Origin of the sequence: Hyphomonas atlantica corrig., from assembly GCF_017795365.1 — a bacterium.
In the GTDB taxonomy this organism is placed as follows: Bacteria; Pseudomonadota; Alphaproteobacteria; order Caulobacterales; family Hyphomonadaceae; genus Hyphomonas; species Hyphomonas atlantica.
Map to the genome: position 1 here is coordinate 3558703 of NZ_CP051254.1, position 14344 is coordinate 3573046.

At 60.2% G+C, this 14344-nt stretch carries 13 protein-coding genes; 9 read left to right on the forward strand and 4 right to left on the reverse strand.

The genetic code is table 11. The annotated features are described in order from the left end of the window. Positions 1-36 precede the first annotated feature (36 nt). Positions 37-1218 (forward strand): vWA domain-containing protein, encoded by a 1182-nt coding sequence (locus HF931_RS17030; protein ID WP_035551027.1) that lies wholly within the window; start codon positions 37-39, stop codon positions 1216-1218. A 10-nt stretch (positions 1219-1228) separates the two neighbouring features. Continuing rightward, positions 1229-2137, forward strand: a complete 909-nt coding sequence (locus HF931_RS17035; RefSeq protein ID WP_273241304.1) for an alpha/beta hydrolase — start codon at positions 1229-1231, stop codon at positions 2135-2137. Positions 2138-2141: 4 nt separating this feature from the next. Here the strand turns inward: HF931_RS17035 and HF931_RS17040 are convergent, their stop codons facing one another. The 3 genes from HF931_RS17040 to HF931_RS17050 are packed head-to-tail and all read right to left on the reverse strand — an operon-like array spanning position 2142 to position 5102. After that, a complete protein-coding gene (locus HF931_RS17040; protein ID WP_273241306.1) occupies positions 2142-3854 on the reverse strand; it encodes a DUF2207 domain-containing protein in 1713 nt (570 codons plus the stop codon). Next, a complete protein-coding gene (locus tag HF931_RS17045; protein ID WP_081806105.1) occupies positions 3854-4417 on the reverse strand; it encodes a LemA family protein in 564 nt (187 codons plus the stop codon). The genes HF931_RS17040 and HF931_RS17045 overlap by 1 nt, the downstream gene beginning before the upstream one ends. A gap of 55 nt (positions 4418-4472) precedes the next feature. Then, a complete protein-coding gene (locus HF931_RS17050; protein WP_273012945.1) occupies positions 4473-5102 on the reverse strand; it encodes a GNAT family N-acetyltransferase in 630 nt (209 codons plus the stop codon). 114 nt (positions 5103-5216) lie between these two features. On the opposite strand from HF931_RS17050, the gene HF931_RS17055 reads away from it, so the two are divergent. Next, positions 5217-6485 (forward strand): TCR/Tet family MFS transporter, encoded by a 1269-nt coding sequence (locus HF931_RS17055; protein WP_273241308.1) that lies wholly within the window; start codon positions 5217-5219, stop codon positions 6483-6485. A 33-nt stretch (positions 6486-6518) separates the two neighbouring features. On the opposite strand, the gene HF931_RS17060 is transcribed toward HF931_RS17055, so the two are convergent. Next, complete coding sequence (locus HF931_RS17060; RefSeq protein ID WP_035551015.1) at positions 6519-6803, reverse strand: hypothetical protein; 285 nt, start codon at positions 6801-6803, stop codon at positions 6519-6521. Between the two features lie 143 nt (positions 6804-6946). On the opposite strand from HF931_RS17060, the gene HF931_RS17065 reads away from it, so the two are divergent. From HF931_RS17065 to HF931_RS17090, 6 genes are all read left to right on the forward strand, one after another. Continuing rightward, complete coding sequence (locus HF931_RS17065) at positions 6947-7477, forward strand: D-glycero-alpha-D-manno-heptose-1,7-bisphosphate 7-phosphatase (RefSeq protein ID WP_273012942.1); 531 nt, start codon at positions 6947-6949, stop codon at positions 7475-7477. Positions 7478-7648: 171 nt separating this feature from the next. After that, complete coding sequence (locus HF931_RS17070) at positions 7649-8929, forward strand: collagen-like domain-containing protein (RefSeq protein ID WP_273241310.1); 1281 nt, start codon at positions 7649-7651, stop codon at positions 8927-8929. 14 nt (positions 8930-8943) lie between these two features. Continuing rightward, a complete protein-coding gene (locus tag HF931_RS17075; RefSeq protein ID WP_273241312.1) occupies positions 8944-10593 on the forward strand; it encodes a ShlB/FhaC/HecB family hemolysin secretion/activation protein in 1650 nt (549 codons plus the stop codon). A gap of 155 nt (positions 10594-10748) precedes the next feature. Then, positions 10749-11957: an acetyl-CoA C-acyltransferase gene (locus HF931_RS17080; RefSeq protein ID WP_273241314.1), complete on the forward strand. Its 1209-nt coding sequence runs from the start codon at positions 10749-10751 to the stop codon at positions 11955-11957. A 111-nt stretch (positions 11958-12068) separates the two neighbouring features. Then, on the forward strand, positions 12069-13244 hold the full coding sequence (locus HF931_RS17085) for a redoxin family protein (protein ID WP_273241316.1): 1176 nt from the start codon (positions 12069-12071) through the stop codon (positions 13242-13244). A 134-nt stretch (positions 13245-13378) separates the two neighbouring features. Beyond that, on the forward strand, positions 13379-14344 hold a 966-nt coding region (locus tag HF931_RS17090; RefSeq protein WP_273241318.1), incomplete at its 3' end, for a hypothetical protein.

Below are 14344 nucleotides of genomic sequence, written 5' to 3' on the forward strand. Positions count from 1 at the left end.
TATCTTTCAGGAGAACCCAATCGAAGAGACCGCCCCATGTTCCTGAACTTCTTCAATGAGCTGCGCGAAGCAAAAGTGCCTGTCACGCTGAAGGAATACCTCCTGCTGATGGAGGCGATGGACAAGCAGGTCATCAATATGGAGGTGGAGGATTTCTACTACCTCTCCCGCGCGGCCCTGGTGAAGGACGAGCGCAACATCGACAAGTTCGACCAGGTGTTCAGCCACGTCTTCAAGGGGCTCGATACGCTCGCCGACGCGGTAGACGTGCAGGATTTGCCGGAAGAATGGCTGCGCAAGATGACCGAGAAATTCCTGACCAAGGAAGAGATGGACGAGATCGAAGCGATGGGCGGCTTCGAAAAGTTGATGGAGACGCTGAAACAGCGGCTCGAAGAACAGAAGAAGCGCCATGAGGGCGGAAACAAATGGATCGGCACGGGCGGCACCTCTCCTTTCGGCGCCAACGGCTACAACCCGGAAGGCGTGCGCATCGGGCAGGAAAAATCCCGCCATCGCCGCGCGGTGAAAGTCTGGGACAAGCGCGAATTCAAGAATTACGACGACTCGGTTGAGCTCGGTACACGCAACATCAAGATCGCCATGAAGCGCCTGCGCAAATGGGCGCGCACCGGCGCTGATGATGAACTCGATCTGGACCAGACCATCCGCAACACGGCGCGCAAGGGGTATCTCGACATCGAAATGCGCCCGGAGAAACGCAACACGGTCTCCGTGCTCCTGCTGCTGGATGTCGGCGGATCTATGGACCCATATGTCCGCGTGATGGAAGAGCTGTTCTCAGCTGCGCGGTCCGAGATCAAGAACCTCGAATACTATTACTTCCACAACTGCCCTTATGAAGGTCTGTGGAAGGACAATCGCCGTCGCATGAACAATCGCATCCCGACCTGGGACGTGTTGAACAAATTCCCATCCGATTACAAGGTCATCGTCGTTGGCGACGCCACGATGAGCCCATATGAGATCACCTATGCAGGCGGCTCCGTCGAGCATTGGAACGAGGAAGCCGGCGGCATCTGGATCCAGCGCTTCGTTGAGCGTTATCCGAACTTTGTCTGGCTGAACCCGGTCAAGGAAGGCGCGTGGGAATATACCGGCTCCATCAAACTGATCCGCGAGCTGATTGGCGGGCACCGCATGTTTGAGATGACGCTGGAAGGCCTGGACGAGGCGATGAAGGAACTCAGCCGCTAAAGGATCTTGTATGCCGCGTATTGCCGTCAACGGAATTGAAATCGAGTACGCTGAGACAGGTTCACCTGAAGATCCGCTGATGCTGCTCGTGTCAGGCTTTTCCGGGCAGATGACCCGGTGGCCCGAAGCATTCCTGAAGGGATTGGCCGATGCCGGCCGACGCGTCGTCGTATTCGACAATCGCGACATCGGGCTGAGCACGGAACTGGCAGGCAAAGTGCCGCCATCTCCTGAAAGCATCGTCAAAGGCATTGCCGCGGGCGAACCGGTCCATGAAAGCGTGCCCTACCTTCTGGATGACATGGCCGCAGACGCCGCCAACCTTGTCGAAGCCCTCGGTGCAGACCAGGCTGACATACTGGGCGTGTCGATGGGCGGCATGATCGTTCAGCTCATGGCACTGAACCATCCGGAGAAAGTTCGAACACTGATCCCGGTAATGACAACATCGGGTGACCCGTCCCTACCCCCGTCAGATCCGGTTGCCATTGAGGCTCTTACATCGGTCCCGCCGGAGCGCACGCCTGAAGCCATAGCGGACCAGGCGGTCAAGTCTGCAGCGGCATACGGATCGCATCCCGATATCCGCAACTCAGACGATGATATCCGGAAGCTTTCAATGGATGCCATGACGCGCTCGGATCGCCCCGTGGGCGTCGCACGGCAGTACGCAGCCATTCTGGCCCAGCCGCGATGGCATGAGCGTTTGGAGCGCGTATCGCACCCTACATTGGTTCTGCACGGCGCAGTGGACACGCTGATCAAGCCGGCCGCCGGAGAGGATATCGCCCGCCGTATTCCGGGAGCAGAGTTAAACATCCTCGACAAATGGGGCCACGACATGCCGGAGAAAATGATCCCCGTGCTGCTGGATCTTATCGTGCCCTTCCTTGATCGCCACGCGCCGGGCGCTCGCTAGGCAGCTACCAGCCGCCGCCCCCGCCGCCGCCGCCACCGCCGCCGGAGAAACCGCCCCCTCCTCCACCGGAAGAGCTGGAACTTTGCGGCAATGAAGCGCTGACACCCGTGCTCATGCTGGACATGACAGCATCATTCATGCCGCCAACATTGCTGAACGAACGACTGCCGAAATGTCCCCAGGCAGGAGAATACGACGCCGCCTCTGTCGGCAATGTGTCCTCGAAATACTTCGTCCAGGGCTTTTCCACATCCAGCGCAATCGCGTAAGGCAAGAACCGCTCATAGCGCTCAACACTCATGGGCGGCGGTGCGTCACTGCCAACTTCGACCGTGTTCAGCTGCAACTTCTCAGCTGTTTCCAGATACAATTTGAAGCCCTCGATCTCTGTGCGGATCTTCTGCCCTTTCGGCGTCGGGGCCGGCATCAGATACATGAACAGGCCATTGAGCGCAGCGAGCGCCAGGATGAACGCCAAATGCCAGACGGACCAATTGACCGTCTGCGTGATCGCCACAGCGACCCCGACAATGGTCAGCACCACGGCCACAAGTGTATAGCTCAAATTCCAACGGAAATACGGCTTGCCATATTTCCGCGACAGGGCCTTGCGAAACAAGGTGTAGGAGGTGGTAAAGCTGGCATCATACTTGCCGCCCAGCGTGCGCGTCTTCTTGCCATCGAACAATTCGCTATCGAGCTTTTGCTCGTCAGCAGTCAGGGCGGCCGCCGCACCGCCCTTGCGGGTCAGCACAGTGGACTTCTTCTCTGATGCGTCAATATCCACGAGGCCTTTTGTGCCCATATTTATCAGTGTCGAGATCAGCGCCCCGTGGCCGCGAAAGCCCCTGAAGTAAACATGATGCACCGCAGCCGGAGACAACCCTTCTGGCGGCTCATAACGCGCAAAGACCGGGCCCTTCGGAGGATCCTCTCCGACTTTCCTGAAGCTGCGCATCAGGAATCCCAGAACACCCAGGAATGAGGCGAGCAATATGCCCAGCGCGCCATACCGGAACCACCAGAGCACGCTCTTGTCTGCAAATGACGGCGGTTCAATCACGCCCTTCTCAAGACCCAGCGAGATGGTCAGGCCCTCTCCGGCATCGAAGGGTCGCGTTGCCTCAAACACATGGGCGCCGCCGCTCTGCCGATAGGCGTAATCGCTGCCCGAGTTTCCGTAACCGCCTGTATATCCGTCCTGCAAGACCACGCGTGCATCCTCTGGCAGCGTGATACGCGCCGCGGCCTGATCTATCGGGAACAGCCAATAGTTTCCCGTCACGTTCCAGTACAATTCGTCATGCGTGTCGAAGTAGCGGATCTGGTTCTTTACTTCGTATTCGATCTCATAGGTATGCGCGCCGCGATCTATAAACACATCCGCATCCCCGATCCGGATACGGAAGGCATTGCCGTCGCGTTCCACGGCATAGGGCTCCTTGCGGCCATCCCGTGTCACGCGCTTTACATTGATTTGGTAGGGCAGCTTGTCCCCCGGCCGCCCTTCATCATCGGCGTAGTATCGCGGCAATTCGCGGAAAATGCCCCGGCGGATGCGGACGCCCTCTGATGTAACCTGAAGTGTTTCAGACACCTGAATATCTCCATCTTCTTCCACCGTGATGGCCACGTCGAAACTGTTGATCCGCTCTTCGGCGACGGCGGAAAGCACAAACAGGCTGGCGGCCAGGCATGCCGCGAAAAAGCGCAGCATCACGACCGGCTCCCCATATCGATTTCGGGCAGTGCGCGATCGGCCATGTCGACTTCGAAATATGATCGCGCGTGGAACCCGAACGGTCCGGCAAGCAGATTGGCCGGAAAACTCTGAATACTGGTGTTCAGCTCACGCACAGCCCCATTGTAGAAACGCCGCGCCATCTCGATCTTGTCCTCGGTCTCGGAAAGCTCCTGCTGCAACTCCAGAAAGTTCGCACTGGCCTTCATGTCTGGATACGCCTCGGCCACAGCCATCAGGCGCGCAACCGGTTGCGACAGCGCGCTTTCCGCCGCGCCCCGATTCGCGAGATCATCACCCGCTGCCAGGGCCTGGGTTCGCTTTTCGGTGATCTCCGCGAACAAGTCCCGCTCATGCGCGGCATAGCCTTTCACCGTCTCCACCAATTGGGGGATAAGGTTCGCCCGGCGTTTCAGCTGAACATCAATGTCGGACCATCCATTGTCGGCCATCTGTGACCGGCTGACGAGGCGATTGTAGATGAGCACGCCCCCGACAATGAGAACGGCCACAAGGCCAAGCAGGATATAGGTCAGCACGTGTCGGGCCCTCCGGATTCGCAGACCTTATCCTTATCCGGCCTTGCAGGCGCTGTTAAGGCTGACCGGCCCCCTGTCTGGCGCGCCAGGCATCTCGCGTCATTTCCCAGACGAGGGACCGTCGCGCCGAGCCGTCCGGCCGACGGCTTTCTACCTCGCCTTTGCGCTCAAAGCCCATACCGTCCAGCATGCGCTGGGTGGGCACATTCTCAAGGCTGGCCGTTTCACACAGCAGGTCCAGATCGAGAGATTCGAACATCCAGTCGAAGCTTGCCGCCGCGCCGCGTGTGCCCTGCCCTCTATTGTGCTCTGACGGGTGCAGCGCGCCGCCCAGCTCCCCTGCGGCCCAGTGCGGCCAGACCTGCACATCACTGTAGCCCATGATGCGGCCATCCTCTGCCGCCCGCACGAACAGCAGGCCCGTGCCCGCCTCCCGTTCGTCCAGATGGGACTGGATGAACGCCTGAACACTTGCCTCTGTCAGCGGACGCGGCAGCGTGTAAATCGGTGCATGGACTGCAGGATCAGACAACAGGGCATAGAGCGCCGGCGCGTCGTCCGGCCTCGCCAGCCGAGACGCATCAGGCGCATCTCCGAGCGTCTCTGCTCTGCGCACCATTTGGCGAATATTGTCAGCCCGCTGGGCGGACACGAGCCGACGCGTGACGGGAATTCCATCGGTCATTTCCCAGACTGGCCACAGCCCGGTTTGCTCGGCAAGGCGTCACCCGGCGACATGGTCAACAAAGTGGACGCATAAACGCATTGACCAGACCGGACGCTACGGCCAGATGCGCGCATGACAGATTCCCCTGCCTCAACGAAGCGCCACGACAAGAACGCGTTCATGTTCGTGATCATCACGGTCGCGATCGACATGCTGGCCTTCGGCCTGATCATTCCGGTGATTCCGACATTGGTGCAGGAACTCGGCAACATCTCTGCCGAACAGTCCACCCTGTATATCGGCGCGCTCGGCGCGACTTATGCGATCATGAATTTCCTGTTTGGGCCGGTTCTGGGATCGCTGTCTGACAGGTATGGCCGTCGCCCCATTCTGCTCGCCTCAATCGCGACGCTGGGGCTGGACTTCCTGATCATGGGCTTTGCCAACTCTGTCTGGCTCCTGTTTCTCGGGCGGGCCCTGTCCGGAATTTCAGGCGCGACGTTCTCAACGGCCAACGCCTATATTGCCGACGTCACCGAACCGGCAGAACGCGGCAAGGCGTTCGGCATGACGGGCGCAGCATTCGGGTTCGGGTTCGTGTTCGGCCCGGTTCTGGGTGGTTTCCTCGGGGATTTCGACCCGCGCGCGCCCTTCTTCGCCGCCGCCGCGCTCGCCGGTCTCAACTTCATCTATGGCGCATTCGTGCTTCCGGAATCGCTCAACCAGGAAGACCGACGCAATTTTGACCTGAAACGCGCAAACCCGTTCGGCGCGGTGAAACACTTCTCCAAACTGCCCCACGTGTCCTGGTTCCTTGCCTGTGCAGGCATTTTCTTCCTGGCGCACACCGTCTTCCCATCCACATGGTCGGTCTATACCGAGATCCGTTACGAATGGACGCCGCGCGATATCGGTCTGTCGCTGGGCCTTGTGGGCGTCGGCGCGGCAATCGTTCAGGCTGGCCTCATGGGACAGGCGCTGAAACGCTTCGGCACGGTTCGCACCGCCCTGTATGGCATCCTTATCAATGCCGTATCGCTTTTCCTGTTCGCGATCGCGGGCGCCGGATGGATCGTCTATCTCATCATTCCGCTCAACGCGCTCGGCGGCGTGGCAAACCCCGCCCTCAATGCGCTCATGTCGACTGTCACCCCCAAGAATGCCCAGGGTGAATTGCAGGGGGCGTCCGCCAGCCTGAACTCGTTCGCGATGATCTTCGGCCCGATCCTGATGAGCGGCGCGCTGTTCTACTTCACCCGTCCGGAATCCAGCATTCACTTTGCAGGCGCGGCATTCCTGCTCGCCGCAATCCTGACGGCAGTCTCGCTCATTCCCTTTCAGCGGGGGGTCATCGCGAACCGGGGCGCCCTGCCCGACGATGACGGGACAACCGGCCCCTGACAGGGCCGGCGTCCGTTGGATTTCGCAGCGTGATCAGCCCTTCGGCTTCATGACCAGTCCGGCCAGCACGCCAACGATGCCACCACCCACGCCGCCTTCGAGCAGCGAGTTGATGATATTCATCAGGGATGCAGGATCAGCTGCCGCATCACCCAGCACCTGAATACCTGCCGCATCCAGTCCGAAATGCGCGCCAATGCCGCCAACAATGCCACCGATAAGTCCCCCGGTGCCACCGCCGCCGCCAAGGCGCGCAACCAACGGTCCAATGACTAGCCCGCCAATCGCGCTCAGAATGAGTGGTAAGATACTTTCCATAATACGCCCTCCCTTAAGGCATTTCGGGGGGCTCTTTCGGCCCCTCCATGGTTAAGGAAATCTGCTTTTGCCGGTCAGGTCCAGCAAATTCCCCCCAATGGGAGAGTTGCAACTTGGCGGGAGGACGGGCAGAGACCGATCCAATGACTGCTTCCCGGCCAGCCCTGTTTCTAGATCGAGATGGCGTGATCAACGTCGACAAGGGCTATGTCAGCCGCATCGAGGACTTCGAGTGGATTCCCGGCGCGGCGGAAACGATCGCAGCCTTTAATGCGCGCAATTGGTTTGTATTCGTCGTGACAAACCAGTCAGGCATCGCCCGGAACTATTATTCCGAAAGCGATATGCAAACGCTTCATGACTGGATGTTGGCGGAACTTTCGATGAAAGGCGCTAACATTGATAAGGTCTATTATTGCCCCTTCCACGAAGAGGGTGAGAACCCGCTTTATCGGAAAAAAAGTTTCGACCGAAAGCCAAATCCCGGGATGCTGCTGACGGCGATGGCTGAATTTCCCGTCAAACGTGAGCAAAGTTTCCTGATCGGTGACAAGGATACCGACATCGCCGCTGCGCGTGCAGCAGGCATTGCAGGATTCAAGTTCCGTAGCGGAAACCTGTCTGAGTTTGCAGAGTGGACTCTGGCAAGTTTCGAAGACGGAAACCGCGGCTGACCTGACGCGGAAACGCTTGGCTTCTTATCGAAACGTAAATGAGGTCTCGCGGAATGGCAGGATCTCGAAATGCCTCTGCAACATGTCTCCAACACCCTTTGATTGCTGGCCAGTACAAGGGCCGAAAAGGCCCGATCCCTTAGCCGCTGGCTACAAAGGAGGACGACCTCAATGCAGAAACACCTCATTACAACCGCCGCCATTGGCGCACTGCTGATGGCAACCGCATGTAACTCCAGCGGAACCAAACGGTATGCCAGTATCGGCACTCCCGGCGCATCCGGCGCGGCTGGCAAAGTGGGTCCCGCTGGCCCTCAGGGCGAACAAGGCCCGGCTGGCCCGCAGGGTGAACGCGGAGCGCCCGGCGCAGACGGACGCGATGGCATTGATGGCCGGGATGGCACTGATGGCGCCGACGGCATGAACGGCATGGACGGCCAGGATGGCAATTTCGGACTCGGCGAGGCTGGCATGATCGCCGTGGGCGGCCTGACAGGCGATAACGGCATCGGCGGCACAGGCCTGCTGGCCAATCTGGGCGACCCGTCCACATCCCCGCCTGTCATTGGCGAGCCTGCCGTTTCGCTTGGCGATACCCTGTCAGAAACGGGTGAGCAGCTCGCGGCAGGAGTTGGCGGTTCGGACGGCAATGCCGTCAGCGACATCATTGTCGCAGCGGCAGATACCGTCACCGCGACAGGCGACGCACTCAGCGGATTTGGCAATGGGGAACAACCCCTGGTGGATGGTGTGCTTGAAGCGCCGTCGCCAATCCTGACCGCAAGCGTCGGCGCGGCCGATGTTGTGGGCGGTGCCGACGGCTCAGAGTCCCTTATCGGGACGAGCATTCTGGCAGCCGACCAACAATCCGGAACGCTCGGCGAAATCGGCGTGGGAAGCAATGACACGCTCCTCAACGCAGACCTCGCACCAAACAGCGATGGCGGGCTCGATATTCCGGGCGTGGCCAGCGTGGATGTCATCGGAGGTGAAGGCGATCTCATTGATGGCGAAGCAACCCTGGCCTCGGTGAACCTGCTCGACCAGTCCGAATCGCTCGGCGGAGACGGCGAGGCTGGCCTCATTGGCCTCAGTGTCCTGTCTGAAGAGCAGGCATCCGGCACCCTTCTCGAAGCAGGCGTCGCGAGCGACGACACATTGCTGAACGTCGACCTGGCCCCTGAAAGTGAGAGTGGCCTGGAAATCCCCGGCGTCGCGACAGTTGATGTTGTTGGCGGCGTGGAGGACACGCTCGGCGGGACCGACTTGCTGGATCCCGACTCGTCCGGTGACCTGCTGGCAGACGCAGGCGAAGACCTGCAGGAAGGGCTGGAAGACCTGCTCTCCGGCGAAGGGAAAGCAGGCCTTCTGGACGGAGTCACCGGCAGCTCTGACGACGACAGCGAAGGCGGCCTTGGCGGGTTGCTTTCCGGACTGGGCGGCGGACGCTAAGCCCAGGCCAAGACATGAAACATCGCGCTCACATCGCAGTGCCGTTCGTGCTTTTGAGCGCGATGCTTCTGCCACTCCCAGCCGCGGGGCTTCAAAGCTCCGCGACTGATCCTGATCCCTCACTCGATCCGGGGTTTTCACCACCTGAGACCGAACCACCCAAACTCGAAGCGCCTCAAATACGCGGCCGGCTCGACGTCTCGACGCCAACTGAGAAGACGAAGGCAAACATTGAAGTCATTGACTTTGTCGGCTCCGACGTCCCGGAAAACGTCGCGCTCGCGGCCGAGGCATTTCTCGGTCAGCCTACGGACGAAGAAACTCTCAAAGCTCTCGCCGCCGCCATGTCGGAGGCGTACCAGAATTCTCCTGTCGCGCTCTTCTCTCTGGCGATTCCGTCGCAGGATTTTTCCAAGGGCGTGGTGCGGGTTCATGTCGCTGAAGGCTATGTAAAACAGGCGATCATCCGGAAGGATGGCGAGTTGACGGAAAGCCCGCTCATCGCAGGCTATGTGGCGCCCCTTGTCGGTCAGCAGCCTGCTTCGAGCACGGATTATGAGCGCGCCCTGTCACTCGTCCGGCGTGTGCCCGGCCTGAAGGTCAACCCCCGCCTTGGCACAACCAGAGAACAAGGCGCGACCAATCTCATCCTCGACATCGAACCCCGCAAGAACCGCTTCTATGCCGGCTTCGACAGTCGCGAATCCCGCCTGATCGATACCGGGCGCATCGCAGCGGGTGGAACCGTCTACGGCCTCCTCCGGGAAGGCGACAAGCTTTCCGGACAAGTCTCGGTCGCGAGCGATGGCGAACAGGCCCGGTCCGCGCAGCTGACCTATGCCACGACTGTCGGCCTGCGCGGAACATTGCTGGATGTCGCCGCTGTGTACCAAGAAACAAAACCCGACACGCTGCCCATTGAAGGCGAAGCGACGCGGCTGTCGGCGAGTCTGACCCACCCGATCCTCCTGGACTTCAAGCATGAAGTCTCGGCCAGCCTACGGATCGATCACACAATGAGTTCGAATGCAGCCTTCGGCTCGGTCATCGCCAATGACGAAGTCACAGCAGCCCGCCTTGGCCTGTCTGCGCGCAAGTCAGCAAAGACACGCCTGCTGACAGGCAGCGTGCTCTATTCCCGGGGGGTGGATATTGAAGGTGCCGAGACCTCGACGCCCGGTGCATCACTCGATTTCGGCAAGCTCGGCGGCACGGCCCGTCTGGTTCAGAAATTCGGCGACCGCACTTTCCTGCGCGCGTCCCTCACCGGACAGTGGACGAATGACACCCTGCCTGCGAATGAACGTTTTCTGATTGGCGGCACGAATTATGGTCGCGGCTTTCGCAACGGCCTGGTGGCGTTCGACACTGGCTATGCTGGCCTGATCGAGCCCGCCTATCGGCCGCTCAGCGATGGCGATTTCAAGAATAGCGAGATCTATGCCTTTGCAGATTATGGCGGCGGATCGTTGAACGCATCTGGCACCGAATTGCGCGATATCACGCTTGGATCAGCCGGCCTGGGTGTACGTCTGAAATGGAAAACCTATGCCTCGCTGGGGTTTGAAATGGCCCAGCCGTTCGAACAGCCCGTACCCGGCCTTGACGACGATCCGATCTACTCGCTGACCTGGTCTTTCAAGTATCAACCGGGAGAGAACTAGGTTTCATTCGGACGGGCTTCAGCCCCCTGCTCGCACGGGTTTTTCGATCACAATGCAGTTTCTGCGTTCCGCTTACGCTAAGGTAAGGCTGGCGTTGCGGAATTCTGCTGATTAGTGTGCGCCGCAACAACGACGCTTATCTTGGAGGAAAGCTCATGCGCGAAGCCGTTATTGTATCCTACGCCCGGACTGGCATGGCGAAAGCCAGCCGCGGATCCCTGAACAACACGCACGGCATCACGATGGCCGGCCATGCCATCAAGGGCGCAATTGACCGCGCCGGCATCGAAGCCGCTTCTGTGGAAGACGTGTTCCTCGGCTCTGCCCAGCCAGAAGGCGCAACCGGCCACAACGTGGCCCGCAACGCGGCGCTTTGGGCTGGCTGCCCGTCCTCCACGTCCGGCGCGACGATCAACCGGTTCTGTTCGTCCGGCCTGCAGGCCATCGCCAACGCAGCGCACACTGTCATCAATGAAGGCGCTCCGGTTGCCATCGGCGGCGGTGTTGAATCCCTCTCCCTCGTTTCCCGCAGCGGCCACATGAACGTGCACCGCTACACCGAAGACGAACTGATGAAGAAGTGGCCTGCGATCTGGATGACCATGATCGAGACCGCCGAGATCGTTGCGGACCGGTATGGCGTCAGCCGCGAATATCAGGACGAATATTCCGTTGAATCCCAGAAGCGCACCGCTGCCTTCCAGGAAAAAGGCTACATGGCCGAGGAAATCGTTCCGCTGAAGACCACGATGAAGCTGGTCAACCGCGAAACCGGCGAAGAGACTTTCCAGGAAGTCGTCTGTGACCGTGACGAATGCAACCGTCCCGGTACGACCTATGAAAGCCTTGCTGGCCTGAAGCCGGTCTTCTCTGGCGGCATGGTGGTCAAGGAAGGCAAATACGTTACCGCTGGTAACGCCTCCCAGCTGTCCGATGGCGCCGCCGCTGTGGTCGTCATGGAAGCCAAGGAAGCCGAACAGCGTGGCCTGAAGCCACTCGGCCGTTTCGTCGGCTTCAACGTCGCTGGCTGTGATCCGGATGAAATGGGCATCGGCCCGGTCTTCGCTGTTCCACGCCTGCTGGAGCGTCACGGCCTGAAAGTTGACGACATCGACCTGTGGGAACTGAACGAAGCCTTCGCATCGCAGTGCCTCTACAGCCGCGACCGTCTCGGCATCGACCCGGAGAAGTACAACGTCAATGGAGGCTCGATCTCCATCGGTCACCCATTCGGCATGACCGGCGCGCGCTGCACCGGCTCCCTTCTGATGGAAGGCCAGCGCCGCGGCGCGAAATATGGTGTTGTGACCATGTGTATCGGCGGCGGCATGGGCGCAGCCGGACTGTTCGAAATCTTCAGCTGATCCTTTTCAGTTTGAACGCAGCGAACGCCCCGAACTTCGGTTCGGGGCGTTTTCCTTTTGGGGACAAGACCTTATGTTGACACCCATCGACTTGCCCGAACTGGAGCCATCATGATCCGCCAATTCATCTCTGCCGCCAGCCTGATCGCGCTTGTTGCCTGCGGGCAAGGAGCAGACAAAGCCGATCACGGCGTCAGCACGGATCCGAACGCTGCAACGGGCTTCATCACCTCCAACACGGTCGCACCGGAAACCGCCACGGTTCGCGAAGGCGAAACCATCGCACGCGACGCGGACGGCAGGCCCTACAGCTATGCTCTCCTGGGAGAGCCCCTGCCCGCCCTGTCCGGCCAGATGGCGGACGGCACCGCATTTGATCCGGCCTCGCTGGACGGCACATGGAATGTGATTGACGTCTGGGGCATCTGGTGTGGCGACTGCATGGCCGATGCGCCCTATGTCGCTGCCTTGGTAACTGCGATCGAGCAGGATCCGGATCTCGGCTTCCTGTCAATTCACACGCCGGCCAACGCCAATCGCGCAACGCCGTCTGACATGTACGGAAAGTACGGTTCTGTCAGCGCCTATTTCGAGGACAAGGGATATTCCTATCCGACGCTGCTCGATGAAGATGCCAGCCTGCGCGACGCGCTCGCCATCAAATGGACGCCGTCCTACCTGCTGGTCGATCCGAATGGCGTGGTGCGTGGATTCCGAACGGACCTTTCCGTCGCAGAGGGGGAACCCGTGAAGGATTTCCTGAAGGATGTCGCCAGGGTGAAGGCCGAAACGAAGGAGGCCTCGCTTCCTGAAGCATCGCTCGCGACCATCGGTCCGGACGGCGCGGCATCCCTGTCCGGCGCAATTCCCTTCAATACAAATGCCATCCGCGCCGCCTTCCCCGGTTTTGAGGTCGTCCCGGACCAGATGCAGGCAGAAGGCCAGACCTATCCGGTCTTCAAAGTTGTCGCCGACAGCCAGGCCGAAGCCGCCTTTGTGCTGGAGCCTGACTGGTCACTTGGCCAGGTCCAGCGTGTCACGACCACGCACCCGGATGTTGCCGGTCCGGGCGGCGAACGCGTGGGCAGCTTCACGCTCGACCAGCTCACCGATGCACAGAGAGAAACCTGTCAGGACGGCGTGGATGAGGCCGAAGGGCTCCTGATCTGCACAAGCGGTGACACGGGCGCACGCTTTCAGTGGGGCTTCGCGACAAATGGCGACACGTCGCAACCCGTTCTTGCGCGCATGATGTTCCTGCCAGAGCTGCCCCAGACCGCCGATTAACTCAGCGGAAACTGTAACCTGCCGGATTTCGCGCCATTTCCATGATTTTGGCGCGTCTGGACGTTTGATCATTCGCCTAGCAGCTTGTAATTGATAGAAACGCAGGCGCGGGACAAACAGAAAGGCGGGTCTTGATGCTACACCCATCGACCAAACGGCTGATCGACAAGCTCGGCGACATGACGCGCCGGCAAAAAGTGGCGTGGCAGGAAGGCGAAGATGGGAACATCACCCACGACACCGAAGGATATCGGGTCACGCTGACAGCCGACCCCCACGCGGTGCTGCTGACAGATTCCCAGGGCCGCGAAATAGAGACCTGCAGCCCGGCCGAATTTGCTGATGAGATCGACGCAGAGGGCCGCCCCTATGCGCAATTCGTCGAAGAATTGTACCGCGAAGCCAAACGCCATGCGCGCGGCGCGGAAGAAGCCATCAGCGCCGTGCTGGCCGGACTGGACGCTGTGGAGGCCCCGGCTGAAGAGATGATCGATCCACCGGTCGACGAACCAGTCGAAATGGTCGAGGTGACCGAAGACAGTGTCGAAGACCCACTCGATGACAGTTCCCCGCTCGACGCGGAAGACTATGCCGAGATGGACAGCCAGTCCGAAGACATCACCTTCGCGGTCGCCAGCCTCGCTGACCAGGTCAATGGTGCCTCCATGGTTGCGCCTGCCGGGCCTGAAGAGGCGGCGCAGGAAGACGAGATCCTGACGGACGAGAACACAGCCGTGACGGCGACCGAAGTCGACAGTGAGACGACATCCGGCGACGAAATTGAACAAATGGCGACATATGACAACACCGTCGCGACAGACGGCGACGCCGACGCGACAGCGAGCGACGATGCGCAACACGATGCGATCAATGCGTTCAGCGTGACACCGGAAGACGAACCTGCTGCGCTGGAAGAGATCGAAGAGCCAACGCCGCTCAATGAGCCCGCCGGTGGCTACACACCCACAGGATTCACAACAACGACAACAGAAGACACGGCACCAGAGCCTGCCGAAGATTCTCCCGTTCCGGACATCGTGGAGGAGGCGGCACCTGTAGAAGCACAGGCCGACCACGCCTACGCGCCCGCCTTCTCTGAG